Genomic DNA, 26,509 nt, shown 5'->3' on the forward strand with positions numbered 1-26,509 from the left:
CTGTGCATTGCTTTTCGCATCCACCTTGGTTTGCTCGGCAGCCACGCTGCACGGCCGGGTGAAAGACCAGCGGTGCGCGGTGTTGCCGCAGATGCAGGTCCGCATCCGCGCGACCTCGCCGCAGCAGGGATTAGAGCGCTCCGCTTCCACCGACGACGCCGGCAACTACACGGTTGATCTGCCCCCGGGCGAGTACCAGGTGTGCGTGCAGCGCGACGCACACGCCAGCCCCACCTGCACCGGCATCGCCATCTCCGCCAGGGGCGACACATGGATCACCACGCAACTGCGCGACACCGCGCCTGACCTCTCCAACTTCGGCAACCGCTGGTATTAGGGAAACTTGGTCGTGTTATGCGGGGTCGTATGCCGCAGACGCTTTACAAGACTCCAACTCCAGATCAGATTGACGAGTACGCCGACTGCGGCAGGACCATAAGGACCGTGACGAAACATCCAGGCGCTGACATACAAGGAGATCTGCAAGAGTACGAGCATGCCTACCGATAAGTAGCGATTCCATCTCGTCCGGCGAACCGGGCGTTCTCCGGCACGCAATCTTCTCCTAAAGTCCATAGCGATGAAGGCTAGCGCGACACAGAGGAAAAGCAGTATGACTACTGTCAGTTGGTCGCTGTTGACCACGCCCGTAAGTCCCACTCCAACAGCAGCCAACACGGCAATCAAAAGCCAGATGGTGTAAGCCAGACGGTTCACGGAAAGAATGTACATGAAGATTTTCGCCTTCGGCTCGTCGCTCGTCTCCAGCTATTGGAACGGCGCGGCCACCTACTATCGCGGTTGTTACAAGTACCTGGCGCGCCTCGGCTACGAAGTCACCTTCGCCGAACCCGATGCCTACGGCCGCCAGACGCACAAGGACGACGTTGATCTTTCGTTCGCGAACCTGGTCACCTACAAGCCCGTGGGCAGCGAAGGCGACTTCGGCCACGGTCCCGACTACGATCACCTGCCGACGCTGCACGAGGTCTTTGAGGAAGCGCGCAAGGCCGACGTCGTCGTGAAGCACTCCGGCATCGGCGTGGACGACGCGCTTACGGAATCACTGATCCTCGAAGCGCAGCCGCACGCGCTCGCCATCTACTGGGACGTCGACTCGCCCGCCACGCTCGCGCGCATGGACGCGGACCCGAACGACAGCTTCCGGGCCGTTGTGCCACGGCTCGACGCGATCTTCAGCTACGGCGGCGGCCCCGTCTGCCGCGAAGGCTTCGAGCGCTACGGCGTGCAGCACTACATCCAGGCCTACAACGGCCTCGACCCGGAAACGCACTATCCCGTCGCGCCCGATCCGAAGTACGCCTGCGATCTTGCCTTTCTCGGCAATCGCCTTCCCGACCGCGAGGCACGTGTCGAAGAACTCTTCCTGCGCGCCGCCGAACTCGCACCCGACCAGACCTTCCTGCTTGGCGGCGAGGGTTGGGGCGACAAGCCGATGCCACCCAACGTGAAGTACATCGGCCACGTCCCCACCGCCCAGCACAACGTGCTCAACTGCTCCGCGCGCACCGTGCTCAACATCAACCGTGCCAGCATGGCGAACAGCGGCTTCTCGCCACCGACGCGCGTGTTTGAGGCCGCCGGCGCCGCCGCCTGCATGCTGTGCGACGACTGGCCGGGGCTCGATGACTGCTTCCAGCCCGACACCGAAATCCTCGTCGTGCGGAACGCCGAAGACGTCGTCCGCCATCTGCACACCCACGACGCCGCGGCCACCAAACGCATTGGCCAGGCATTCCTCCAGCGAGCCCTGCGCGACCATACCTACGCGCAACGCGCCGCGCAGGCCGACGATGCCATTCGCTTCCTCAGAGGAAAGCGATAGCATAGGCCTTCACCACAGGAGGCCGCGATGAGTGCTGAAGCAAAGCCGGAAGTGCCCTATGTGTACCTGCTCGAGGGCCGCGACGCAGGCGACGCGATGCGAACGACGCCGGGGGAACTGCAGGGGCTCTTCGCAGCGTTCTCAAGCGCGGAGATCGACGCGGTTCCCGCGCCCGGCAAGTGGAGCCTTCGCGAACAGATGTGTCACCTTGCCGATTGCGAGATCGCCTGGGCGTGGCGGCTGCGCCAGACCTTCGGCGAAGACAACCCGGTGCTGCAGTCGTTTGAGCAGGACCCATGGGCGCGCGCTTACTCTGGCAAGTCCTTCACCTTCCCGGCTGCTTTCGAAACCTGGCGAACCATCCGCGAATGGAACCTTGCCTTCCTCGATGCGCTGAGCGAAGACGATAAGAAACGGCCGGCGACTCATCCTTCCGCCGGTCCCATCACGCTGTGGAATCTTATCGAGATCGCGGCCGGCCACGATCTTCATCACCTCGCGTCTCTCCGCAAGCTCCGGGACAGCCGCGCCTGAACAGAGTTACGATGCATCAGTCGATCTGCAGACCTTTGGTGAGAGCACATCCATGCGGCGTTTGGTGTTCCTGTTTCTTTTCGTTCTGTGGATCGGCAGCGGCACGTTGCGTGCGCAGGGAACTACGGCCGAGCACATCGCAGAACGCGCCGCCCAGGCCGAGATCAACGAAACTCCACGCGATGGCAACCTTCGCTCGTACCGCCTTCCGCTCGAGGACCTGACCAAGGCCGAGCACCTGGAGCACACGCGCACACTGCTCGAAATTGGTGGCACGGCGTGGGGCATCATCTCGCTTTACCTCCTGCTGCACTTCGGCGTGATTGGCCGCATGCAGAGCGCTGTCACTTCGCGCTTTCGCAATCGATGGGCGCAGGGCTTCGCCTTCTTGTTGCTGTTTCTGCTTGCAACGACCCTGCTGGGCTTACCCCTGGATGTGTACAGCCAACACCTGCGGCGAAGCTACGGCCTCTCTGTGCAGAGTTGGGCGAGCTGGCTCGGAGACCAGGCCAAGAGTTTCGGTTTGAGCTGGGCGATTGGCGGCCTGCTTGTCATGCTTCTCTTCTTCGTCATCCGCAAGGCGCCGCAGCGATGGTGGCTCATTTTCTGGGCGGCGTCCATTCCCATCACACTCGTGGCCATCCTTCTCACGCCCTACGTCATCGATCCGCTCTTCAGTGATTTCGAGCCGCTCAACGCCTCGCACCCTGAACTCGTGCAACGGCTCGAACAGGTGGTCGAGCGCGGCCACATGAACATTCCGCCAGATCGCATGTTCCTGATGAAGGCGTCGGAGAAAAGCACAACGCTCAACGCCTACGTGACCGGCTTCGGCGCCTCCAAGCGTGTCGTTGTATGGGACACTAGCATCGCCAAGGGCACGCCCGACCAGATCCTGTTCATCTTTGGCCACGAATCCGGCCACTATGTTCTGCACCACATTGCGTGGGGTATCGCGCAGTCCATGCTTGGCCTGCTTTTGCTGCTGGCCGTCAGCTACCACCTGCTCACACCGCTGCTGTGGCGCTACGGCACACGCTGGGGCATCACCGTCCAGTCGCAGTGGGGAGCGCTCGCCGTCCTCGTGCTGATCTTCAGCGTCTTCGGCGCGGTTACGCAGCCCATCTCAGAAGCCCTGAGCCGCAGCAAGGAACACGCTGCCGACGTCTACGGCCAGGAGGCCATTCACGGCCTGGTTGCCGATCCCAAGGAGGCAGCGCGGAGCGCGTTTCAACTCCTCGGCCAGACCAGCTTCGACGATCCCAATCCCTCGCCCATCGTGGAGTGGTGGACCTACTCGCACCCGGCCATCGGCCGCCGCGCCGCCTTCGCCGCGCACTACGATCCGTGGCAGCCCGGCATGGAACCTCGCTACTTCCCAAAGCATTAGCCGCGCCACGTCCGCTTGCAGCTTCTACAATGAAGCTCGCATGAAGATCGTGATTCTCGGCCTGTCCATCACCTCGTCCTGGGGCAACGGCCACGCCACCACCTTTCGAGCGCTCTGCCGCGAGCTCCATCGGCGCGGCCACAGCATCACCTTCATCGAAAAGGACGTCGAGTGGTACCGCTCGAACCGCGACCTGCCGGAGCCGCCCTACGTCAAGCTCTGGCTCTATGAAGATTGGCAGCGCGACGGCATCGGCACGGTGCGCGACGCCATCCGGGACGCCGACAGCATCGTCGTCGGCTCCTACTTTCCAGACGCCATCGCGGCCACCGCCCTCCTCCAGCAGGAAGCGAAAGCGCCCGTCCTCTTCTACGACATCGACACGCCCATCACCATCGCTGCTCTGCGCCTGCACGGCCAGTGCGAATACCTGCGCGCACAGGACATCCCGTTTTACGCGGCGTATCTCTCCTTCACCGGCGGACCCACGCTCATGGAGATCGAACAGCGCTTCGGCTCTCCACGAGCCGTTCCGTTCTACTGCTCCGTCGATCCCGAGGCCTACCACCGCACTGCCGTGCAGCCGGAGTTCGCCTGCACCATGAGCTACCTTGGCACTTACGCCGCTGACCGCCAGCCCAAGCTCATGGAGCTGCTGAACGCTCCCGCCGCCGCCCTGCCCGGCGAGCGCTTCCTCGTTGCCGGCCCCATGTATCCCGCGGACACGCAGTGGACCCGCAACGTGGTCACGCATCCGCACCTGCCGCCATCCGATCATCCCGCGCTCTACTCTTCCTCGCGCTGGGTGCTCAACCTCACGCGTGCGGACATGGTCGCCGCCGGCTACTCGCCCTCGGTGCGCCTCTTCGAGGCCTCGGCCTGCGGCGCGCCGATCCTCAGCGACGCGTGGCCCGGCATGGACGAGTTCTTCGCCCCGGGCAAGGAGATTCTGCTCGCCTCCAGCACCGATCAGGCGCTCAGCATTCTTCGCAACTTCGACGAAGCGGAAGCCCGCCGCATCGGCGAAGCCGCCCGCGAACGCACGCTGGCCAAGCACACTTCCGCCAGACGCGCCGAAGAGTTCGAACAGGTCATGAACGGCATCACCTCTGCAACCACTTAGTCACCTGCGACAATGGCACGCATGCGTGTTCTTCGCACCGTCGCATGCCTCTGCCTTCTTGCTGCGCCACTCGCCGCGCAACGAAGCTCCACCTATGCGGACGTAGACCCGTTCATCGGTACCGGCGCGGAGGGTCACACCTTCCCCGGTGCATCGCTGCCCTTTGGCATGGTGCAGCTCTCGCCCGACACGCAGATCCGCCCCGTCAAGCAGAGCTACAAGTGGGCCGCCGGCTACCGCTACAGCGACACGACCATTCTCGGCTTCAGCCACACGCACTTCAGCGGTGCCGGCCACTCCGACTTGGGCGACGTACTCGTCCAGCCCATCAGCGGCGACGTGCGTCTCGATCCCGGCGACATCGACAAGCCCGAGAGCGGCTATCGTTCACGCTTTCAACACAAAACAGAAGAGGCGCACCCCGGCTACTACGCCGTCACGCTGGACGACTACAACGTCCGCGCCGAACTGACCGCGACTACGCGCGTCGGCGTGCACCGCTACACTTTTCCAGCAGGCAAGCCCGCGCACCTGCTCATCGACCTGCGCTCGTCCATCTACAACTACCCCGGCAAGGTCCTGTGGTCGTCGCTGCGCATCCGCCACGAGGGCGATGGCAGCACCACACTGACCGGCATGCGCGAGACCCGCGGCTGGGCACCCGCACGCCAGCTCTTCTTCGCGATGAGGTTCTCCGCGCCGGTCACCGGAACCCATCTCTACAACCGCGAAGACCAGCCCATCCTTTACCGCGGCTTCAAGACACCCGGCGACACGCCCGAAGACACTCAGGCCATCGAAGGCCGCGGTATCGTCGCAGCGGTTGACTTCGCCAGTGCGCAAAAGCTGATTGTGAAAGTCGCGATCTCGCCCGTTAGCGAAGCGAACGCCCTCGCCAACATGCAGGCCGAGGTTCCCGCCTTCGACTTCGACGCGGTGCGTACGCAGGCCCAGCAGCGTTGGCAAGACGTGCTCAGCATCCTGCGCGTCGACGCCGACGAGCCCACGCGCAAGACCCTCGCCACCGCGCTCTACCACTCGCTGCTCGCGCCTTCCATCGCCATGGATGCGAACGGCGACTACCGCGGTCCCGACCACGCCGTGCACCATGCCGACGGCTTCAACTTCGTCAGCTCGCTCTCGCTCTGGGACACCTACCGCGCCGAGCAGCCGCTGATGACGCTCATCGAACCGCCGCGCGTCACCAGCGATCTCGTGCGCTCCATGCTCGCCTCGCAGCAGCAATCACCCTTCGGCATTCTTCCCGTGTGGCAGTTCGCCGGCATCGAGACGTGGTGCATGATCGGCTATCACGCCGTGCCCATCCTCGCCGACGCCATCATGAAGGGCATGGACAAGCCGGGCCCCGACACTCCCGGGTTCGACGCGAACGCCGCTCTCGACGCCATGGTCGCCTCCGCCGACTACCGACCCTACGGCCACATCGGCGAGTACATCGACAAGGGCTACATCCCCATCGACACGGGAGCGCCCGGTTCGCACGACGAGTCCGTTTCGCAGACCATCGAGTACGCCTTTGACGACTGGACCATCGCGCAGGTCGCGCGCAAGCTGGGCCGCAACGACATCGCCGACCGCTTCACCAAGCGCGCAGGCTACTGGCGCAACGTCTTCAACACCAAGGATGGCTTTGCCGAACCTCGCCTCGCCGACGGCAGCTATCGCAAGCCCTTCGACCCCGCCAAGGCCGGCGCCGGCTCAGGCTTCACCGAAGGCAACGCCTGGCAGTACTCCTGGTACCAGCCACAGGACGAGCAGGGCCTCATCCAACTGCTCGGCGGAGACATCGCGCTCGTCGATAAGCTCGACAAGATGTTCGACCAGCACGTCGATCCCAAACAGTACGCCGACGTCGAAGACATCTCGGGCCTCATCGGCCAGTACATCCACGGCAACGAGCCATCGCACCACCTCGCGTATCTCTACAGCTACGCGGGCCAGCCCTGGCGCACCGACGAGCGGTTGCAGCAGATCATCAGCTCGCAATACCAGCCCACGCCCGACGGATTGGTGGGCAACGACGACCTGGGCCAGATGTCCGCCTGGCTGCTCTTCAGCGAAATGGGTTTCTACCCCGTCGCTCCGGGCTCCAACCAGTACGTCATCGGCCGCCCCTTCGCCCGCGACATCGACCTCCAACTCGGCAACGGAAAACACCTGCACATCGTGGCGTCGCAACTCATCGACGAAAACAAGTACGTGCAGTCGGTCATGCTCAACGGCAAGCCAATTGACCGCGTCTACCTCACCCACGACGAACTCATGGCGGGCGGCACCCTGCGATTCGAAATGGGACAGGAGCCCAACCGCAAGTGGGCCGTCAGCCCCGCAGCCCGCCCTTACTCGATGTCGTCCCCTGGCTCTTCCGATCAGCAGCCACGCAGGGTGAAGGCGCCGCGCAGCCGGCACTTGTGGCGTTAGTCCGACTCATGAAAGCGGCAGGACTTCCACTCGCGCTCTCTAAGGAGTGATCGGTCCGTCCTTCGTCGGTACGCCGAAGTCCGGCGTGCCATCCGCCTTCCACGTGAACCTCTTCGCCCGTGTGGCGCGGGCCCGTGGTGTCGGGTCGTCGGTCGACTTCGCCGCATACAGCAGCCACCACGTTCCGTCCTTGCCCTCGGCAAAGGTGCCACGGCCCGGTCCCCAGATGCCGTGCTCGGGAGACGCCGTAAACACCGGTTCCGGAGCCTTCGTCCAGTTCGCCGCCATCAGCGGATCGCCACCCTTGAAAGTCAGCAGCCCCAGGCAGTAGCGCGGCGATGCCGTGTCCGATCCGGAGAAGACCACGAACGTCTTGCCAGCGTGATACAGCGCCGTCGGCCCCTCGTCCACCGGGTAGTTGCGCGTCGTCCCCGCGCCCTTTTCCCACGGGTACTCGGGCTTGGCGATCAGCGACTCCGGCCCAGCCGGCTGCATCGGCCCCTGCAGCCGCACCATGTGGATCTCGTTCGCTCCGCTGTCGACCGTCACATACATCAGGTAGTTCCTGCCACTGACGGTCAGCAGGGAAGGGTCGATGCTCGCGCGCCCGTTCAGGTCCAGCGCGCCGCGAAATGTGTAGCTGCCCAGGGCATCCGCCGTGTTGGACTCCAGCACATAGATTGCGTGCGGCTTGCCCGGCATGCGCCCCGTGAAGTAGATCCACCACCGGCCGTCCATCTTCCAGATCGTCGGTGACCAGATCTCCGTCAGGCCGTCCGTCGGCGTAAATACGACCTTCGACTCCGACGCCGCTGTCGGCACCGTCGGCCCGCTCCAGATCGTGATGTTCCGCCCCGTTGTGCCCAGCAGCAGGTAACGCCCCTCCACCGGGTGCAGGGTGATGAACGGGTCCGCGTGATCCAGGATCGGATTGGCCGCGGTCTGCGGCAGCGCAGCCCACGGTGTCAGCAGCAGCGCAAGCGAAAGAATCCAGCGGGTCATGCTTTGTCTTGACTCCAGTTGCGCTCCAGCTTAGTCCAGCGCGCCCACGCTCGTCCTGCAATCCGGGCACAGTTCGTACAATCAACTCATGGGCCGCATCCGCGTACTGTCCGACCAGGTTGCGAACCAGATCGCCGCAGGCGAGGTCGTCGAGCGCCCCGCCTCTGTCGTCAAGGAGCTGCTCGAAAACTCCGTCGACGCCGGCGCCACGCGCATCCGCATCGAGGTCGAAGGCGGCGGCCGCAAGCTCATCCGCATCACCGACAACGGCTGCGGCATGGGCCGCGACGATGCCATGCTCGCCTTCGAGCGCCACGCCACCTCCAAGCTGCGCTCCGCCGACGACCTCCTGCACATCAGCACGCTCGGCTTCCGCGGCGAAGCCTTGCCCTCCATCGCCTCCGTAGCACGCGTGGAGCTCGACACCCGTGCCGCCGAAGACGAGGTCGGAACCCGCATCGAGATCGTCGGCGGCAAGATGACGCGCGTCGAAGACGCGGGCGCTCCCGTCGGTACCTCCATCGCCATCCGCGACCTGTTCTTCAACGTGCCCGCGCGCAAGAAGTTCCTCAAGTCCGAACCGACGGAACTCTCGCACGTCGCCGCGCTCGTCACGCATTACGCCCTCGCGCATCCGGAAAAGCACTTTGAGCTGCACACCAGCACCAACGCCCTGCTGGTCGCGCCCACCGTGCGCGACGCCAGCGAGCGCCTCTTCCAGGTGCTCGGCCAGGACATCAGCCGCGACATGCTGCCCTGCGCCGCAGAGATCGACTTCGCCCGCGCCGGCCTGCCCGAGCCGCCACCTTGGAAGCGCGACGCGGACTACACGCCGCCCGAGCCCGGCTTCCTGCGCGTGCGCGGCTTCGTCTCCAAACCCGAACTGCAGAAGCTGAACCGCGGGTCGATCTACGTTTTCGTGAACGGCCGCCAGGTGCGCGACCGCCTCATCCTGCACGCGCTGACCGAGGCGTATCGCAACATCCTTCCGCCCACCTCGTTCCCGGTCGTTCTGCTCTTCCTGGAAATGCCGGCCGCCGAGGTCGATGTAAACGTGCATCCGGCCAAAACCGAGGTGCGTTTCCGCCAGTCCAGCTTCGTGCACGACTTCGTTCGCGACGCCGTGCGCAACACGGTCATGAAGGCGCGCCCGGCCGCCGGCTTCCTCACGGCTCTCGGCACCACCACCGTCGAGCCGGGCCGAGCGGGCCGAAGCTTTGGCGACGCTGCCCAACCCGCCGACCCGCAGGCCGGCGACAACCTCTTGAACGGTCGCGAAGACGGCATCGAACTCGACCCAATCCTGCGCGGCCCCGGCCCTGGCAGCGACGCCCCGTGGAGCGAGCACCAAATCCAGGAAGCAATGTCCGCCGAAGAGGGCGAGCGTGCCGCCCGCGAGCTCGCCCGCACCAGCGATCCGGTCGACGCAAACGACGCCTTTCAGCTCACCGCGCTCCGCAATGCACCCATCCCCGGCCGTCTCGCCTTCAGCGACCCCAGCCCGCTTCCCGCCTCGGAGTACGACCCGCTGCTCGGCATCAGCCACTTTCCGGACGAGACCGACCGCGCCTCCGACGGACGCGAGACCGACGTGGCGGCGCAACCGGCGACTCGCATTTCGCAACTGCCGACCAACCACACCGACCCGCATCGGGCCACCCACCTGCCGCCCGGCACCGCCACCCGTGCCCCGCAAGCCGACCGCATCGAAGACACCGCGAACCTGAACGGCCTCGCCAACCTGCGTCCCCTCGGGCAGGTGCAGAACTCGTTCATCCTCGCCGTCAACGAAGAAGGCCTTTGGATCGTCGACCAGCACGTCGCGCACGAACGCATCCTTTTCGAAAAGGTCATGCGCGAGCGCGACACCGAGCGCGTGCAGCGGCAACGGCTGCTCATGCCCCTGCTCATCGACCTGCTCCCCGCGCAAATGGCCAATTTCGCCCTGATGGCAGAGGAGCTCGCCCGCAACGGCTTCGAGGCGGAGCCCTTCGGCCCGCGCACCCTTGCTGTCCGCGCCGCCCCGGTGGGTCTCGAGGGTAAGGAACTCGAACTGACCCTGGCCGAACTGCTGCAGGCCGACGAGGACGCGCCGCAGGCCGACAACTACGAGGCGCGCCGCCGCCGCATCGCCGCCTCCATCGCCTGCCACGCCGCGGTCAAGATCAACATGCCGCTCGAAAGCAGCAAAATGCAGTGGCTTTTGGACGAACTGGGCAAAACCGAGAACCCCATGGCCTGTCCCCACGGCCGACCCATCGCTCTGCGGTATTCTCATAAAGAGATACAGCGGGCCTTTCAGCGCATCTAGCTGCCCGCTGCACCGCCCAGGCGGGTTTGTGCGACGTCTCGGCCCGGCGGACTCCCGGGTCAGAAAGCCAACGTAGGACGGCTGGGAAGCCATCGGCTGCGCGCCTTCATCACACATCAGAACAATGTCCGGCAGGCACGTCGCGGGTAGTCTCCGCCTCGTCCGACCTGCCCCGAACAGCCCGGCGACATCAGCCCGGCACGCACATCCGGCACCGGCCGGATCGCACCTGCGGCATCGACCGCATCGAAAGGCACGCATCCCATGGCAGCATCGCAGCAGAACATCACCGCGCGGCAACTCACCCGCGCCCGCGAAGCGCAGTTCCATCGCAATGGCGAACCCCTCCAGACCACCGAAGCCATCCGCGAGTGGGTCGAAACCGCAGGCCTCCTGCCGGTCTACCCGTTGACCCAGTTCCAGGCACCCATGCCTAGCTTTGCGGAGGCCGTGCTCGGCCGCACCGAAAACAACTGGGTAGTTCCCTCCAAGCGCGTCGCCTCTGACGACCGCACCGAGGCCTTCGATGACAACAGCGAGTTGGAAGACCAGGACCTCGGCGAGGACGAAGAACCCGAAGAAGACTTCGCCGAAGACGACGACGCCGACTCCATTGCCGAAGATGAAGACGAGGACTTCGACGACGCTGAAGATGAAGGCGACGAAGAAGACGAAGATTCCGACGTCGAGAACGAGACTGACGAAGACGACGAGTCTTCGGAAGACGAGTTGGAACCAGCCACTACCGAAGGCGATGAAGCCATGCTCGCCGGCGATGGCAACATCCCGTCCGACCCGGAGACGATGCTCTCCGACGAAGATGAGTTCGCCGAGGACGAAGGCGATGAGATCGCCGAAGAAGACCGCATCCACGCTGACGGCGACCCCACGCCGAACGATCTGCGCGAGGGTTCCACCTCCAGCGAAGGCACCGAAGAAGAGCCTGCAACGCCTCCCGTCAACGGCTTCTCGCCCGAAGAGCGCGAGACCGTCTATCGCGCCCTCGCCCGCCTCATTGAAGACGGCTCCGTCGTCCCGCTGAACCTTCTCGGCAACGCAACCGGTGAACCCGACTACATCGTCCCCGCCTCTGCCTTCTCGTTCGTCTACACGCTACGCGGCGACAAGAACTGGAAGAACGAGCCCGCCACCACCGGTCCCATGCGCGTTTCACCGCTGGCGGTCAAAGTCTTCACGCTGCTGAAGGAGAAGGGCGCCATGGCGCCGCACAAGCTCACCTCGCTTCTGGGCCAGGGCATCACCGACTCGGCCACGCTGCGGGCACTCAATGAGCTTTGGTCCATCCAGCGCGTCATCCCGCTTCCGAACGCCGATGGCGAACCGGCCAAGTGGGAACTGATCACCAACAAGTTCCTGCGCCAGCTCAAGTCCGGCGCCAACGCCGGCCAGCCCACCGCGCTCTCGGCGCTGCTGTCGCTCTACCTGCACCAGGCCATCGCAGCCAGCACCGACGACATGGAAATCTTCCTCTCGCCGTTGGCCGCTCGCTCGCGCGTTCGCGAGGTCGTACACGGCCTTTCTGCTACGCGTCAGTTGGACGAGATCGTTGTCGAGGGCAAGACCCTTCTGCACATCGCTGGCGAACTGCCGGCTCTTCCCGCCGACGACTCCGCCCCGGTTGCCTCCATGCCGCAGCGTTCGCGCTACGAGCAGGACGACCGCCGCGCCGACATGCAGGACCGTCGCGAACGCTTCGGCGATCGCGGAGACAGCCGCCCGCCGCGCCGCTCGTTCGGCGGCGGAGACGATCGCCGTCCGGCGCGCCCGTCCTTCGGCGGCCGCAGCGATGGTCGTAGTGACAACCGTGGCGAGCGTCCGTCCTTCTCGCGCGGTGACCGCCCCAGCTACGGTGACCGTCCGCGCAAGCCGTTCGGCGAACGCAAGCCCTTCGGAGATCGCAAACCGTTCGGCGAGCGCCAGGCCTCCGGCGACAACGGTGGCGAGCGCGAGCGTCGTCCCTTCCAGCGCCGCGAAGGCGCGGGCGACCGCGGCGGCTTTGCCCCTCGCGAGAACCGTGGTTTCCAGCCTCGCGAACGCAGCAATTTCGCTCCTCGCGGTGACCGCGAAGGGTTCCAGCCGCGCGAACGCAACAACTTTGCCCGGCCCTGGGATGACGAGCGCCCGCGCCGTGCCGAGGGTGACGGCGAGCGCCGTCCCTTCACGCCGCGTGAAGGTGGAGAGCGTCGTCCGTTCACCCCGCGTGAAGACCGTGGCGAGCGTCGTCCATTCACCCCGCGTGAAGACCGTGGCGAGCGTCGTCCGTACACGCCTCGTGGCGACCGCGGCGGCTTTGCTCCCCGCGAAGATCGTGGCGAGCGCCGTCCATACACTCCCCGCGGCGACCGTGACAACGGCTTCGCACCGCGTCGTCCGTTCACCCCGCGCGAAGGTGGCGAGCGTCGTCCGTTCACCCCTCGCGAAGGTGGCGAACGTCGTCCGTTCACTCCACGTGAAGGCGGTGAGCGCCGCCCATTCACCCCTCGCGAAGGCGGCGAACGTCGCCCGTTCACTCCCCGCGAAGGCGGCGAACGTCGCCCGTTCACCCCACGCGAAGGTGGCGAGCGTCGTCCCTTCACCCCACCCGAAGGCGGCGAACGCCGTCCGTTCACGCCACGAGAAGGTGGCGAGCGTCGCCCGTTCACACCACGCGAAGGCGGCGAACGCCGTCCGTTCGCTCCTCGCGAAGGCGGACGTCCGTCGTTCGGCGGCAATCGTCCCGCCTTTGGTGGCCGCCCACGCTTTGACCGCGAGGGTGGTGGTGGCTCGGACCGCCGCGAAGGTGGTTTCGGCGATCGCAAGCGCTTCAGCGGCGAGCCCGGAGAAGGCCGCCCCAACTTCAAGTCGGGCGCCCATTCTGCTGGGCCGGGCGGAGCCAAGTTTGGCGGCTCGGGCTTCGGTCGCGACCGCGGCAAGGGCGCACCCGGCAAGTTCGGCAAGCCGGGCTTCAAGCCCTCCTTCCGCGGTCCTGGCTCCGGCCCGGCTCGCGGTGGCGCTCCCAAGCGCCGCCCGGAGTAGGGCTGCTTCACTCAAAATGGTCCGAGCCGTCCCGGTGAAACCAAGACCGAAGGACCTGCCACATCGGCAGGTCCTTTCTGTTTGCGGCGGCAACCGCACGCCAGCGCCACAGCTCTGCCAGATGTGGGCGCAGCACTCCTGCCCGACCTTGGAATCCGCAGATCCAGCGGCTGCTTGCGGCACAATGAAGGTATGCCTTTCTCCGCTGCTCCGGCGCCGTCGCCATCCTCGCGCATCATCGCCATCGACGGTCCGGCAGGCGCAGGCAAGAGCACCGTGGCCGCGCACCTGGCTCGTCACTTCGGCCTGCTCAACCTGGAAACCGGCGCCATGTATCGCGCGCTGGCGCTGAAGGCTACCGAGCGCGGCATCCCGCTGGACGACCCCGCAGCCCTGACTGCGCTGACCGCGGAGACCACCATCGCGCTCACGCCTGGCGACGGTGCAAACCGAGTCTTGCTGGACGGCCGTGACGTGACCGCCCTGCTGCGCACGCCAGAGATTACGGCCGCAGCCTCGCGCGTGAGCGTTCACCCCGGCGTTCGGCATTGGATGGTCGCCGCCCAGCGCAGCATGGGCCAAACTGCCCCGACCGGTGTGGTCATGGAAGGTCGCGATGTCGGTACCGTCGTCTTTCCCGACGCGACCCTGAAGCTCTTCCTGGACGCTTCCGTCGAGGCGCGCGGCGACCGTCGCTTCCTCCAGACGGGTGTCACCCCGGCGGCCCAAGCCGAGGATCGCGACTCCATCACGCGCGACATCGCCGCTCGTGACGAGCGCGACCGCACCCGCGAGGTCAGCCCCTTGCGACCCGCGGACGATGCCGTTCGCATCGACACCACCGCCATGACGCTGGACGAGGTGCTGGACCGGGCCACCGCTCTGGTCGAGGCAGCATTGCAAAACACCTCCAACCCGGTCCGCTAGCCTGCCGCAAACGCGGCATCCGCCAAGCTTGCACGCCGTCGAAGGTCGCCCGAGAAGCGGGTTGACCTTGCATTTTCCTGTGCTAAAGTAGCCGCAATCGCGCAGAGAGTTTCTACCAGCACCGGCCACAGCCGGCGCGGCTCTGTCTCTGCACGAGCCAACTTGAGGGAGGCGGCACATGGAGCGTGGCACGGTGAAGTGGTTCAACGACGCAAAGGGATTCGGGTTTGTCAGCCGGGAGAACGGCGAAGACGTCTTCGTTCACTATTCCGCGATCAATGCCAACGGCTTCAAGACGCTGCAGGAAGGCCAGACCGTTCAGTTCAACGTGATCAAGGGGCCAAAAGGCTGGCAGGCTTCGGACGTTCAGCCGCTGTAGTTCGCTGGAAGGAGCTGGGCAGCGCAGCCCAGCTCCTTCCTCGCACCAAAACCCGCGTGTCACAGCCTAGAAGCTGTAGCGCAGACCGGCTTCCACACGGCGACCGTTGTCGGCGGCGAACGGAACACCGAACAGCGGAGAGTTGAAGATGCCGCCCACCGAAGTGACATTGGTGTGGTTCAGGAAGTTCGACGACCGCAGGTTTACGGCAATCGCCTGCGGATGGTCGGCTTTGGTGTTGCGCGTCAGCGGAAAGGTCCGCGACAGGTTGCCGTCCATGTAGAACGCCCAGGGCAGCACGCCGCGGTTGCGCGAAAAGACGGCTGTTCCTCCCGTCGCCACCAGCAGGCCGTACCGCGTCTGCACCGCACCCGGCGTGCCGGCAGCGGCATACTGCGGCCGGTCGTTGAAGTTGCCGTCGCCGTTGTTATCGAACCCGGTCGTGATGTTGTAGCGCCGGCCTCCGTTGGCATAGCCATCCATGCTGAACTGCAGCTTCCACGGCAGGGTGACGCTGGCATTGCCAAAGGCCTGCCACGGTGCATTGTCCGATCGGCGGGCAAACTCGCCAGCATCGGAGCGCGGATTCTGCGGTGTGAAGAACGTGTCGTCGTTGGTGTCGTCGATCTGGTCCAGGTGCACCGCGCCCGCAAAGAACTGAACCCGCTTCAGCTTGTGGTTCTCAATGCCACCAAAGATGAAGTCAAGCCGGCCCTGACCGCTCGCCTGCACCTGCAACAGATTCAGGTTGGGCGCCAACGGCCTCGGTCCCGTTGGGCTGCCGTTCAGCGGGGCGTTGATGTTGTTGCTGCGGCTGTAGTTCCAGAACCGGCCATAGCCCAGGTCGGTCATCAGGCTGAAGCCATGCGGCAGGTCGCGAGTGCCGCCGATGTTGTAAATGCCGTACAGCGTGTCCGACAGGTGGGGTGCCAGGGTGCGCGCGGAAAAGATGGTCGTCGCGTTGCCGGAATAGGGCGAGCCGTACACCGGGTTGTAGACCGTGCGCGTAACTCGTTGCACGCCGTCCTGCCGCTGGATCTCCGCCCATTCGCTGCGATTGAACTGGCCGCCAAACATACCCGCGTGCGCGTGCACCGTCCACTTGGGCTCCTTGCCCGGCGCCCACAGAATGCCTAGCCGCGGCGTCAGCACGTCCGTTAGCAGGGGCTTGTCTTGAATGAAGTACCGCAGCCCGGCCGACACCATCACGCCGTGCGACAGCTTCCAATCGTCCTGCACATACAGCGCCGCCTGCGTTTGGTGAAAGTCGACCTCCGGATTCCCGGAGACCCCGGTAAAGGCCGTGGGTGTTCCGCCCGGGAGCCCGGCCAGCGCGCGCCGGTACTGCTCCAGGCCGCTGATGGTGGTAGTCTGCCCGGCCACGGCCTGGTTGCTGCTGTTCAGCACCGGCGCCGTGCCCCCGCCGAACACATAGGCGCCGTTGAAATCCGTTGTCAGGCGGCGGTGTTCGTCGTTCAGAAACAGTTGCAGGCCGGCCTTGAAGGTGTGATGTGCCGTGGAAAGAATCGCGTCGTCGTTGATCTCCGTGCGCAGTTCATGAATGCGTTGCGCCCCGATGCTTGCCCCGCCGCCGGTGAACGCGCCCGCTACCTGCACCTGTGCCGCCGTGGACGCAGGCGTGTCGTTCTCGCCATCCCAGCGCAGGCTTACGCGAGCCTCGTGCATCAGGTTGGCGTTCACGGTGGTCACATTGGAAAAGCGAAGTGTGTGGTCGTACTGCTGGCTGCTGTAGCCGGATTCCTGCAGCGTGGTCCCGCCCACGCCCACGTTGTCCAGGTTCGAGACGGAGCCCGTGTACCCGATGATGAACGTATTGCGTGGCGAAAGCTGCCAGGTCACCTTTGCCGTCGGCTGCCACAGGCGCTGCGGCGTGGCCACGTTCGCCACCACGTTCACCGGGGCGCCGTTGGAGCCAAGAGCGACCGCGTTCACAACGGCGAAGTTGTCGATGCGCCGGTACTCGAGCGACGTAAAGAAGTCCATCGAGTCTTTGCGCAGCGGGCCGCCCAGTTCAAAGCCATAACGCTGCTTGCCGATCGCCGCCTTCGAGTTTGAGAAGGGATCGCGTGCGTTCTCCCAAGGGCTGCCGTTGGTTGTGAACAGCGCACCGTGGTAAGTCTTCTGCCCCGGCTTGGTATAGATCTCCACGCGTCCGCCGTTGCCAAAGGGCGGCTCCCGGTACTCGGCGGAGAACAGGTCAGGGTTCACCTTGATGTACGCGATCGACGCCTTGGGCGGCATGTGCGTCGAGTCCTGGAATCCGTCCACGGCGATCGTCGCGTTGGCGGGATTGCCGCCCATGCCCGACGCCATCTGCTGCACCTCGCGCAGGAGGTCGTCCGGGTCGTCGGCAAGTTGCTCCAACTGCTTGCCTTGGATCTGGTGGCTCGGCCCGGCGGAGTTGGGAGACGATGCCGCGTCGGATGTGTCGGCATCCACGTCCACCGTCGTCTCCGTGGCCGGAGTCAGCGTCAGGTCCAGCGGACCTCTGGCAGGCACCTTGATCTTCAACGTCACCGGCGCGAAGCCTTCCGCTCCCACTTGCAGCGTGTGTGCACCGGTAGAGAGGCACGGCAACACGAAGCGCCCATCCGGCCCGCTCTGTACGGGCGTGCCGCTGTCGATGGAGAGGGTGGCATTTGGCAGCAGGGCAGCGGTTGTATCGCGAACCGTACCGCTCAGCGCCGAACCGGTGCACGCAGCCTGCGCCAGCAGCACGGGCGGGTGGGGAAGCGCTGGAGCGCACAGCATCGTCAACGCAAGCAGAGGGGTTCGCTGCATTGTGGCCCTACCAATCTATTTGTTCCGAAATTGCCGGCGCCTTGCGCCGACATAGACCATTACGCAGAATCTGCAGGTCCGGTTCCTGAAAAGATCCACCAGAAGCCGCCCTTTGTCCACAGCCTGCACGCTGGCCCATGACGCAAAAAGGGCGAGCCCTTAGGCTCGCCCTTTCGCTGTTCCGTCCTGCGTGCTTAGCTGATGTCGCCGTTGAGGCCGTTCGGGAAGAAGCCGCCCTTGGCGCCCGATGCGCTCGCGTACACAATGTCCAGCACCTGCTGCGGCGTGCGGCCGAAGCAAACGTAGTTGCTGTAGGTGTACGTGGTGGCGTTCGCGGCAGTCAGCTTGCCTTCGTCGTCGATGTTGGAGGTCAGGTAAGGACCGCCCACACCGTTCAGCGGCGCGGTGATCTTGTAGTTGATGCCGAAGTCATCCTGACCGGTCAGGCCTGGAGCGTCGGTCGGCAGCTTGCCCAGCGTACCGTCGACCGTGGCGCGCACGTTCGAGATCGCGTTGGCGACCGACAGCGCAACACCCTGGCCGCCACCGCCCACGGTGACCAGACCCTGATCGACCTGGGTCAGCAGCGTGCGAACGATGCCTGCGTGGTAGGCTTCCACCGCGTGAATGCCAGCGGCAGCCGTCAGGTTCGTCTTGGAGATTGCGAGAGCGCCGCCGTGGTACGCGGTCACACCCACATCCTCAAAGATGTAGGAACCCAGCAGGAAGTAGAGGTCATTCGCGAATGGATCGTAGTTCGGCACACCCGCCAGGCTGCCCAGAGTGACGAAGCTGGACTGCAGGTTGATGGCCGGCTGCGCCACAGCAGCGGTGCCCAGCGCGCCTTGCAGGAAGGTCACGTGGTTGCGCTCTTCCAGCGCGATCTCGAGACCGTAGGACTGCACCGCTGTGTTGACAAAGGGAACCTTGGGGTTCGCCTTCACCGTCACAGCACCGGCGGTGCTACCGCCCAGGCTGATCGGCTTGTTGGCGGACTTGTCAGCCGTCACGCCCTCGGTTGCCAGCGTGTAGAACTGTGCTTCCAGGTACTCCAGGTTCAACGCAAAGTTCAGGATCTGCGTGTCGTTCAGCGTGGCCGGAACTGCCGCTGCGGCTTTCTTCTCGCCGCCCAGCGCAGCCGTCGCCGCCAAAGCGCCTGCCCCGAGCAATACGGCCCGGCGGCTGGCAATGATGGAATCAAGCATTTTTGTTTCAGTGGTCGCCATGGTATCTCCGGAAAAAGCTTAGGAAGCAGTCGTCTTGATGTTGCCGTTGAGGCCGGCAGGGAAGAATCCGCCCTTCGACAGGCCCGCACCCGTTGCGCCGTACGCAATGTGCAGAACGTTGTCGACAGAACGCGCGTACCCGACAGACGTGTTCGGATCAGCCTGTACGATCACAGAGGCTTTTCCGGCTCCACCAATGCTGACCTGGGTTTCCGTGCTGCCACCCAAGGTTCCACGTGCCGCAATCAGCTTGTTGTAGTTGCCGATCACAGTCGAGTCGCCCGTGGCAACAATCAGGGTGCGCAGTGACGCGGAGTGATATGCCTCTGCCGCCTGGATGCCGGCAGCCACGTTCAGGTTCTGCGTGTTGGTGAGCAGGGCAGCCGCACCGGTGTACGCTTCCACACCATTGTCTTCAAAGCCCAGAGCCGCGCTGAAGTAGTTCAGCATGCTTGCGAACGGGTTGAAGCCGGTCAGGCCAGCCGCCGTCGCGAGTCCGGTGAAGCCCGTCGTGTAATCCAAGGCCGGCGAGGAGATCGGCGTTGCACCCGCGGCTGTCAGCGCCGCACGCAGCGTGCGGATGTGCTGCAACTCCTGCTGGGCGAACTCGACCGCAATCTGCTGGTAGAACGCATTGGCGCTGCTGAAGCCGGCAACCGGTCCCGTGAAGGAGATGTTGACGTTGCTGCCAGCACCACCGTCGGCAGTCGGTACACCCTGTCCTGTGACCGCGCGCAGGTAGAACTCTGCTTCCAGGTACTCCAGGTTGAGAGCGAAGTTGATCACATCGACGTCGGTCAGTGCGGTCGCTGGCGGAGTGGTTGGCTGGGTCGGGGTTGTGGTCGTGCTGCCGCCGCAACCGGTCAGGGTCGCCGCGGTGGCCACACCGGCTCCGGCCAGGAAACCGCGCCGGGAGAGTGCTCGATTGACAATCTGATTTGTGAGTTGATCCATCACGGGGACTCCTGTGGAAGTGGAACGTTTGAGTACTCGGAAAAGCGTGAAACGTATGAGAACGGGATGTAGGAAGCATCCCTGCTGCGTTAAGTTGCGTGTCGGCTACGGAATACCTTCAGCAGATGAAAGCCGATGTTCGGTCCTTGCAATACGGCCTTCGTACATCGTCCAGCACAGTAGCTTGATCTGAGTGCATCGCGCAAGCCTAGCGTTTAGAGAACGTATGGGAGGCAGGTTTGGATGTATTGCCACGCATTCTCTAGCGCGGCAGATCCTACTGCGAGGCGCAGGTGAACAGCGTGAAGAGAGTACTGCTCGCACCGCCCGACGCCGCACCCAGGTCCACAAACTTGCCGCCCAGATCGACAGACGGGCTGATCGCGCAGGTTGACGCGCCGGCAGCGATGTTGCTGCAGGTGGCAACCGTTGAAAGGTTTGCCGCGGGATTTGTTCCGGAACGCAGGATCATCGCCGCGCCACGCGCACCCGTGTTGTACAGCGTCACCGAACTCACCATGCACGAGCCAGGCATCAGCGTCATCAGCGCCGGCGACTCCGACGCTTGCGTCAGGTTGTTTGCGACGGAGTAGTACTGCACACCGTTGTCGCTGCTCAACAGGGCATGCGTCGCCGTAAACACGGCTCCGCTGGCGCCACTGCCACCCGTGCCGCCGGAGGGTCCTGCCGGTCCAGCGGGCCCCTGGGGAATGGCGAAGCTCAACGTGTTCACCGTTCCGCTGGTGCTCAGCGTGACCGACGCTGCTGTTCCCGCAGGCACGGTGGTCGTGCTACCGACAGCAAAGGTGGGCGTCGCTCCTGTGGGCCCGGTTGCGCCCGCCGACGCCAGCAGCGCCCATGCCGTGCTGCTGTAGGTCCCGCCCACCGGTTGTGTTCCCGTGCTGGCAGAGAGCGCCACATAGGCCGAGCCGCCGTAGCTGACCGCATCGTTCGCGTTGTAGGCCGTGCCGCTGGCCCACGGCCCTCGCCACGTGAGTCCTGCGGGGCCTTGCGCTCCGGGTGCGCCCTGCGGAAGGACGAAGTTCAGTCTGGCAGCGGTGGAGGTGCCGACGTTGGTCACGCTGGCGGTCGTACCGCTCGCCACCGTGCCGATCGTAACGGTCGCCGCACCATTTGCTCCGGTAGCACCCTGCGATGCCAGCAGCGCCCAGTTGCCGCCGTTGGTCTGAACGTCTGTCTCCGGGTTCGCCAGGTTGTTGCCGACCTGCGAGATGTACGACGACCCATTCAGCGACACGGCATCGCCCTTGCTGTAGCCGGTGCCCGCCGACCACCCTCCACGGAACGCGATGCCAGCGGGTCCCACCGGACCGACAGCCCCTGTATCTCCCTTGGGCAGCACAAAATCCAGAACCGCAGCCTGTGCGGTGCCGGCGTTTGTCACGGACGCTGTCGGTCCGCTGGTCACGTTGCGGACTGCAATCGTGGCAGCCGCGCCAGGCGCTCCATTGCTGCCGTTCACGCCGGCAGCGCCGTTCGTTCCCGCCAACGCAAGCGGTGTCCACTGCGTAACGCCAGCCGCTCCCGGCGTGTTGCCCGTGTTGCCACTCACCAGCGACACGTAACTGCTGCCCGCGTACGCTACTGCGTCGCGCTGGCTGTACGTGGTGGTCGAGCTATATGAGCCCTGCCAGGTCAGCCCCGGAGCGCCTTGCGGACCGAGGCCTCCCACCGGGCCTGCAGGACCCTGCGGTCCCGTGGCACCCGTCTGGCCGGGCGTTCCCGCTGCTCCCGCAGATCCCGCCTGCGCCAGCAGCGACCACTGCGGAGCGCTGCCCGGCGGCGTTCCGCTGATCGCAGACGTGGCGATCCAGGACGACCCGGTGTAGCTGACCGCATCGCCCGTTACGTAAGCGCTAACGCTGTTCCAGGCACCGCGAAACGCAACCGGCGCGCCTGTCAATCCTTGTGGGCCAGCGGGCCCGGCCGGACCCGCCGGACCGGTTGCACCCTGCGGTCCGGTCGCGCCCGCATTACCCGGCAGACCCTGTGGTCCCGCTGCACCCGGTGCGCCGGGTGCGGCAATCTGCACCCAGTCCTGCGTGGTTCCGGGCGTATTGCCGTGATTGCCTGCGGTCAGCGAAAGCCAGGTGCCGCCCCCGTACGTTGCTGCATCGTGCAGGGCATAGTTTCTCGTGGAGTCGTAGCTGCCCTGGAAGACTATCCCCGGATCACCCTGCGGCCCGGTTGCGCCGGGCAAGCCCTGTGGGCCCTGCGCTCCAGTCGGCCCCGGCAAGCCTTGCGCGCCTTGCGGCCCAGTCGCGCCCTGCAGACCCTGCGGCCCGGTCGAGCCCGCGGCAGCCAGCAAAATCCAGTCCGGGGTCGTTCCCGGCGTGTTGCCATGATTGCCTGCCGTTGCCGAGAGCCAGCTTTGGCCCTGCCAAGCCACCGCGTCGTTCAGAGCGTAGTTGGTTCCGGACGCGTAGATGCCCTGCCACGTAATGCCGACCGGCCCCGGCGCACCCTGCGGGCCAGGCAGCCCTCTGTCGCCTTGCGGACCCTGCGCCCCATCGCGGCCCGGTGCGCCTTGTGGCCCCGGCGATCCGACCGGTCCCGTAGGTCCCTGTTGTCCTGCCGGTCCCATGGTTCCCGGCAGGCCTTGCGGCCCCTGCGGCCCAGCCGCTCCGGTCGGTCCTTGCAAGCCCTGCGGCCCCTGGCTGGTCAACAGACCCCATTGCAGCGGCGACTGGTCCGGCGTGTTGCCATGGTTGCTGTCGGCCAGCGAAGCCCACGATCCGCCCTGCCATAGCACCACGTCGCCGGCGGCGTAATTGGCCGCGGACTGGTACGGCCCCTGGTAGACGAATCCTGGACGCCCCGTCTGTCCCGACGGTCCTTGCGGCCCGGCCGGCCCCGCTGCTCCCGGCAGCCCCGGAATGCCTTGCGGTCCCTGCGGCCCAGTCGCCCCGGCTACGCCCTGCGGCCCCTGGATGCCGACCGCCGCAGGCACCAGCGGAGCCCAAGCCGCCGCGCTCGCGTCGGGCGTGTTGCCGTGATTGCCGTCCACCAGCGAGATCCACGCGGCGGACTGCCATGTGACCACATCGTTGATGGCGTAGTTGGTGCCGCTGACGTAATTGCCCTGGTACGCCAGGTTCTTCGTGACGACCGTCGTGGTTCCACCGCCTGAACCCGCGGCTGGCACCAGCACGGCCCAACTCGCAGGCGACTGGTCCGGGGTGTTGCCCGCATTGCTGCTGGAGATGGAAACCCACGCCGCGGACTGCCACGTCACCACGTCGTTCAGGCCGTAATTGGTGGCGGCGGCGTACACGCCCTTGTACCCCAGCGAGGGCGTACCCGGGACGGGAGAACCGGTCCCTGTACCCGACGCTGCCGGTACCAGCACCGCCCAGGCTCCCGGCGATTGATCCGGTGTGTTCCCCTGATTGGCTGCGGCGATCGAGACCCAGGCGCCGTTGGCCCAGCTCACTACATCGTTCACGCCATAGAGAACCGCCGCGCTATACGCTCCCTTGTAGCCGAGGCTCGGCGTGCTGGGAGTGCCGGTCCCAGTGCCTGCCGCCGGCACCAGCACCGCCCAGTACACGCTGCCGCTGACCGGCGTATTGCCCATGTTGTTGCCCAGCAGCGAAACCCAGGCCGCGCTGTTGTAGCTGACAACCTCGTTCGCGGCATAGCTTGCCGCCGTGCTGAACGTGCCGCGATAGACGAGTCCTACGGCCGGGTTCACACCGGTGGCGGAGCTTGCTGCGGGAACAAGGACACTCCACTGGGTGGAGCCCGCCGACGGAACGCTGCCGGTGTTGCCGTCGGCCATGGACACCCAGGCGCCACCCGCAAACGTGACCACGTCACTGGCCGCATACGTGCTTGCCACGTTGTACGCCCCGCGATAGACCAGGCCGCCCGCATCGCCTTTGACTCCCGCGATACCTTGAGCGCCCTGTGGGCCTGCCGGTCCGGCAGGGCCTTGTGGTCCGGTCGCACCCTGCGGGCCTGCCGGGCCGGTTGCGCCAGCTCCAGAGGAGGACGCCAGCATCGTCACATCGAGCGTTGCGGGATGCGCCGTGGTGTCGCTCTCCTTGCTGTCCAGAACCACGTCTCCGCTGGCCGTCGTGATGGCGAAGCCGAAGTTGGCGGAAGGGTTTGCCGCCCATTGCTTCACCAGCGCCGTCACGTCGAACGCGACGATCTGTCCTTCCGCGTTCGCGCTCTCCGTATCGACCGCAGATCCCGTAGACGGCAAGGTCTGGTAGGTCACCGCGCCTTCGCGCCAGTCACTCCCGATCGCAGCCACCGCCAGCGTTCCCGGTGCGTTCACCCGGTTCACGTACACGCGCAGAACCGCGCGGCCAATGGTTGCGGCGGTAGCGTCTGGCGGCAGCGCTGACAAGTCGAAGCGCAGCAGGGCCGTGCTGTTTGCGTTCACATACAGGTTGGTCAGGCTGCCGTAGTTGGTCGAGGGCCGCAGCGACGTGACATAGGTGTCGGCAAGCAGCGTCGACTGCGCAGCATGCGCCGGCAACGCAGCAACAGCGCTCGCAACCGCGCCCAGCGCGATCCGGCAGCAGACAAAATGACGCAAACGACTCATTCGTTCTCTTCAGGAACGAACACAGACGCAGCTCGAAGCGCACGTGAACACCACAACCATCCAGGCTCACTGGGCACAACGAATCAGGGGAGAACAGAATTGTAGCGAGTTCCTCAGCGACGTGCCGGTAGCCCTGCGTGCTTCGACTTGCGGGAGATTGATAGCATCAAACCTCGCGAGCACCGAGCGCGAACCTTGCGCCACCAAGCTCCCCTTAGAGAGAGTCCCAACATGAGCGTCGATCCCAAAGCGGGCCACCTGCCCGATCCGCACTCGCTAGTCGATCTGTCCCGCCTGGTTTCCGCCTACTACACGTTGCATCCCGATCCCGCCAACCCGGCAGAGCAGGTGTCGTTCGGCACCAGCGGCCATCGCGGGTCCAGCCTGAAGTCGGCTTTCAACGAGGACCACATCCTCGCCATTACGCAGGCGATCGTGGAGCATCGGGAAGAGAAGGGGATCACCGGTCCACTGTTCCTCGCAATGGACACGCACGCCTTGAGCGAGCCCGCCTTTCGCAGCGCGCTGGAGGTGCTCGCGGCCTACGGTGTAGAGACGCGCATCGACAACGGTGCAGGCCTGCCCGCGGGTTCGAACACCGAAGGCGGCAGCTACGGCTACACGCCGACGCCAGCGCTGTCGCACGCCATCCTGAACTACAACGCTGGCCGCAAGAACGGCTTGGCCGATGGCATCGTCATCACGCCGAGTCACAACCCGCCCGAGGATGGCGGCTTCAAGTACAACCCGCCCAACGGCGGTCCGGCCGACACCGACGTGACCAAGGCCGTGCAGGACCGCGCCAACCAGATCCTGCGCGACAAGCTGAAGGACGTGAAGCGGATCCGCTTTGCGAAAGCGCTAACGGCCGAGGCGACCCAGAAGCACGACTACGTGGGCGAGTATGTGGGCGACCTGAAGCTGGTCGTCGATATGGAAGCCATTGCGGCCAGTGGTCTGAAACTCGCGGTCGATCCGCTGGGCGGCGCGGGCGTAGCGTTCTGGCCGCGCATTGCGGAGCAGTACAAGCTGCCGCTGACGGTGCTTTCAACCGTGGTTGATGCGACCTTTCGCTTCATGCACATCGACTGGGACGGCAAGATCCGCATGGACTGCTCGTCGCCGTACGCGATGGCCGGCATGATCGAGAACAAGGACAAGTTCGACGTGAGCTGGGCCTGCGATACGGACCACGACCGCCACGGAGTTGTGGCCAAGTCGGTCGGGTTGCTGAACCCGAACCACTATCTGTCCGTCGCGATTGAGTACCTGTTCCAGAACCGTTCGCAGTGGTCGAAGGATGCGGCTGTTGGCAAGACGCTGGTGTCGTCCAGCATGATCGACCGCGTTGCCGCAGGCATCGGCCGCAAGGTGCTGGAGGTGCCGGTCGGCTTCAAGTGGTTTGTGAACGGCCTGAGTGACGGCTCGCTTGGTTTTGGTGGCGAGGAGTCCGCAGGCGCGTCGTTCCTGACGCTCGACGGCAAAGCCTGGTCGACCGACAAGGACGGCCCGATTATGGGTCTGCTGGCGGCGGAGATGACCGCGCGCACTGGCAAGGATCCGGGCGAACTCTACCAGGCGCTGACCGCGAAGTACGGCACACCCGCCTACCAGCGCATCGACGCCGCCGCGACCAAGGAGCAGAAAGCGAAGCTAGGCAAGCTGTCGCCCGAGCAGGTGACGACCAAGGAGCTTGCCGGCGAACCGATCACGCAGGTGCTGACCAACGCGCCGGGCAACGGCGCGGCAATCGGCGGCCTGAAGGTCGCAACGGCAAACGGCTGGTTTGCCGCTCGGCCTTCCGGAACCGAGGACGTCTACAAGATCTACGCCGAAAGCTTCCAGGGCGAAGACCACCTGAAGCAGATCCAGGACGAGGCAAAGGCGCTGGTCGATGCCGCTCTGAAGAGCTAAACGAAGCATAGGAACGCAACAAGGCCTCGCATTTGCGAGGCCTT

The 26,509-nt window shown here is 65.2% G+C and carries 17 protein-coding genes; 11 read left to right on the top strand and 6 right to left on the bottom strand.

Annotated elements, in window-relative coordinates; all coding sequences use genetic code 11:
* The first annotated feature begins 7 nt into the window (after positions 1-7).
* On the top strand, positions 8-337 hold the full coding sequence (locus OHL12_RS14760; RefSeq protein ID WP_263414580.1) for a carboxypeptidase-like regulatory domain-containing protein: 330 nt from the start codon (positions 8-10) through the stop codon (positions 335-337).
* Here the strand turns inward: OHL12_RS14760 and OHL12_RS14765 are convergent.
* On the bottom strand, positions 334-732 hold the full coding sequence (locus OHL12_RS14765) for a resistance to Congo red protein (protein WP_263414581.1): 399 nt from the start codon (positions 730-732) through the stop codon (positions 334-336). The two genes, OHL12_RS14760 and OHL12_RS14765, sit on opposite strands and share 4 nt — an antisense overlap.
* Here OHL12_RS14765 and OHL12_RS14770 point away from each other — a divergent pair.
* Genes OHL12_RS14770 through OHL12_RS14790 form a run of 5 tightly spaced genes read left to right on the top strand, consistent with a single transcriptional unit; the run spans position 731 to position 7,335 of the window.
* Entirely contained in the window at positions 731-1,846 is a 1,116-nt protein-coding gene (locus OHL12_RS14770) for a CgeB family protein (RefSeq protein ID WP_263414582.1), read from the top strand. The two genes, OHL12_RS14765 and OHL12_RS14770, sit on opposite strands and share 2 nt — an antisense overlap.
* A 27-nt stretch (positions 1,847-1,873) precedes the next feature.
* Positions 1,874-2,380 (top strand): DinB family protein, encoded by a 507-nt coding sequence (locus tag OHL12_RS14775; RefSeq protein ID WP_263414583.1) that lies wholly within the window; start codon positions 1,874-1,876, stop codon positions 2,378-2,380.
* Between the two features lie 52 nt (positions 2,381-2,432).
* Complete coding sequence (locus tag OHL12_RS14780; RefSeq protein WP_263414584.1) at positions 2,433-3,770, top strand: M48 family metallopeptidase; 1,338 nt, start codon at positions 2,433-2,435, stop codon at positions 3,768-3,770.
* Positions 3,771-3,810: 40 nt separating this feature from the next.
* On the top strand, positions 3,811-4,893 hold the full coding sequence (locus OHL12_RS14785) for a CgeB family protein (protein ID WP_263414585.1): 1,083 nt from the start codon (positions 3,811-3,813) through the stop codon (positions 4,891-4,893).
* Between the two features lie 21 nt (positions 4,894-4,914).
* Positions 4,915-7,335 carry a GH92 family glycosyl hydrolase gene (locus OHL12_RS14790; RefSeq protein WP_263414586.1) on the top strand — a complete coding sequence of 807 codons (2,421 nt, stop codon included), beginning with the start codon at positions 4,915-4,917 and terminating at the stop codon, positions 7,333-7,335.
* 39 nt (positions 7,336-7,374) lie between these two features.
* Here the strand turns inward: OHL12_RS14790 and OHL12_RS14795 are convergent, their stop codons facing one another.
* Positions 7,375-8,337: a glycoside hydrolase family 43 protein gene (locus OHL12_RS14795; protein WP_263414587.1), complete on the bottom strand. Its 963-nt coding sequence runs from the start codon at positions 8,335-8,337 to the stop codon at positions 7,375-7,377.
* A gap of 88 nt (positions 8,338-8,425) precedes the next feature.
* Here OHL12_RS14795 and mutL point away from each other — a divergent pair, with 88 nt between their 5' ends.
* The 4 genes from mutL (at position 8,426) to OHL12_RS14815 (ending at position 14,990) form a co-directional block, all read left to right on the top strand.
* The gene (gene mutL, locus OHL12_RS14800) at positions 8,426-10,648 is read left to right on the top strand and encodes a DNA mismatch repair endonuclease MutL (protein WP_263414588.1); all 2,223 of its coding nucleotides are present in this window, start codon (positions 8,426-8,428) and stop codon (positions 10,646-10,648) included.
* Between the two features lie 264 nt (positions 10,649-10,912).
* The gene (locus OHL12_RS14805) at positions 10,913-13,684 is read left to right on the top strand and encodes a hypothetical protein (protein WP_263414589.1); all 2,772 of its coding nucleotides are present in this window, start codon (positions 10,913-10,915) and stop codon (positions 13,682-13,684) included.
* Positions 13,685-13,876: 192 nt separating this feature from the next.
* Positions 13,877-14,611, top strand: coding sequence for a (d)CMP kinase (gene cmk, locus OHL12_RS14810; RefSeq protein ID WP_263414590.1), 735 nt, complete (start codon positions 13,877-13,879; stop codon positions 14,609-14,611).
* A 178-nt stretch (positions 14,612-14,789) separates the two neighbouring features.
* Positions 14,790-14,990, top strand: a complete 201-nt coding sequence (locus OHL12_RS14815) for a cold-shock protein (RefSeq protein ID WP_263414591.1) — start codon at positions 14,790-14,792, stop codon at positions 14,988-14,990.
* Between the two features lie 66 nt (positions 14,991-15,056).
* On the opposite strand, the gene OHL12_RS14820 is transcribed toward OHL12_RS14815, so the two are convergent.
* The 4 genes from OHL12_RS14820 to OHL12_RS14835 all read right to left on the bottom strand — a co-directional run bounded on the left by OHL12_RS14820 (position 15,057) and on the right by OHL12_RS14835 (position 24,551).
* Positions 15,057-17,792, bottom strand: a complete 2,736-nt coding sequence (locus OHL12_RS14820; protein ID WP_263414592.1) for a TonB-dependent receptor — start codon at positions 17,790-17,792, stop codon at positions 15,057-15,059.
* Between the two features lie 194 nt (positions 17,793-17,986).
* Positions 17,987-19,018 (bottom strand): ferritin-like domain-containing protein, encoded by a 1,032-nt coding sequence (locus OHL12_RS14825; protein WP_263414593.1) that lies wholly within the window; start codon positions 19,016-19,018, stop codon positions 17,987-17,989.
* A gap of 18 nt (positions 19,019-19,036) precedes the next feature.
* Complete coding sequence (locus OHL12_RS14830) at positions 19,037-19,972, bottom strand: ferritin-like domain-containing protein (RefSeq protein WP_263414594.1); 936 nt, start codon at positions 19,970-19,972, stop codon at positions 19,037-19,039.
* A 277-nt stretch (positions 19,973-20,249) separates the two neighbouring features.
* Positions 20,250-24,551 carry a DNRLRE domain-containing protein gene (locus OHL12_RS14835; RefSeq protein WP_263414595.1) on the bottom strand — a complete coding sequence of 1,434 codons (4,302 nt, stop codon included), beginning with the start codon at positions 24,549-24,551 and terminating at the stop codon, positions 20,250-20,252.
* 231 nt (positions 24,552-24,782) lie between these two features.
* Here OHL12_RS14835 and pgm point away from each other — a divergent pair, with 231 nt between their 5' ends.
* Complete coding sequence (gene pgm, locus OHL12_RS14840) at positions 24,783-26,465, top strand: phosphoglucomutase (alpha-D-glucose-1,6-bisphosphate-dependent) (protein WP_263414596.1); 1,683 nt, start codon at positions 24,783-24,785, stop codon at positions 26,463-26,465.
* Positions 26,466-26,509 lie beyond the last annotated feature (44 nt).

The organism is Terriglobus aquaticus (assembly GCF_025685415.1).
Classification (GTDB): domain Bacteria; phylum Acidobacteriota; class Terriglobia; order Terriglobales; family Acidobacteriaceae; genus Terriglobus; species Terriglobus aquaticus.

Excerpts from the sequence above, each read along its gene's own strand:
- OHL12_RS14770 (WP_263414582.1), top strand. The coding sequence starts at position 731 with ATGAAGATTTTCGCCTTCGGCTCGTCGCTCGTCTCCAGCTATTGGAAC.
- OHL12_RS14765 (WP_263414581.1), bottom strand. The coding sequence starts at position 732 with ATGTACATTCTTTCCGTGAACCGTCTGGCTTACACCATCTGGCTTTTG.
- OHL12_RS14775 (WP_263414583.1), top strand. The coding sequence starts at position 1,874 with ATGAGTGCTGAAGCAAAGCCGGAAGTGCCCTATGTGTACCTGCTCGAG.
- OHL12_RS14780 (WP_263414584.1), top strand. The coding sequence starts at position 2,433 with ATGCGGCGTTTGGTGTTCCTGTTTCTTTTCGTTCTGTGGATCGGCAGC.
- OHL12_RS14785 (WP_263414585.1), top strand. The coding sequence starts at position 3,811 with ATGAAGATCGTGATTCTCGGCCTGTCCATCACCTCGTCCTGGGGCAAC.
- OHL12_RS14790 (WP_263414586.1), top strand. The coding sequence starts at position 4,915 with ATGCGTGTTCTTCGCACCGTCGCATGCCTCTGCCTTCTTGCTGCGCCA.
- OHL12_RS14795 (WP_263414587.1), bottom strand. The coding sequence starts at position 8,337 with ATGACCCGCTGGATTCTTTCGCTTGCGCTGCTGCTGACACCGTGGGCT.
- mutL (WP_263414588.1), top strand. The coding sequence starts at position 8,426 with ATGGGCCGCATCCGCGTACTGTCCGACCAGGTTGCGAACCAGATCGCC.
- OHL12_RS14805 (WP_263414589.1), top strand. The coding sequence starts at position 10,913 with ATGGCAGCATCGCAGCAGAACATCACCGCGCGGCAACTCACCCGCGCC.
- cmk (WP_263414590.1), top strand. The coding sequence starts at position 13,877 with ATGCCTTTCTCCGCTGCTCCGGCGCCGTCGCCATCCTCGCGCATCATC.
- OHL12_RS14815 (WP_263414591.1), top strand. The coding sequence starts at position 14,790 with ATGGAGCGTGGCACGGTGAAGTGGTTCAACGACGCAAAGGGATTCGGG.
- OHL12_RS14820 (WP_263414592.1), bottom strand. The coding sequence starts at position 17,792 with ATGCAGCGAACCCCTCTGCTTGCGTTGACGATGCTGTGCGCTCCAGCG.
- OHL12_RS14825 (WP_263414593.1), bottom strand. The coding sequence starts at position 19,018 with ATGGCGACCACTGAAACAAAAATGCTTGATTCCATCATTGCCAGCCGC.
- OHL12_RS14830 (WP_263414594.1), bottom strand. The coding sequence starts at position 19,972 with ATGGATCAACTCACAAATCAGATTGTCAATCGAGCACTCTCCCGGCGC.
- OHL12_RS14835 (WP_263414595.1), bottom strand. The coding sequence starts at position 24,551 with ATGAGTCGTTTGCGTCATTTTGTCTGCTGCCGGATCGCGCTGGGCGCG.
- pgm (WP_263414596.1), top strand. The coding sequence starts at position 24,783 with ATGAGCGTCGATCCCAAAGCGGGCCACCTGCCCGATCCGCACTCGCTA.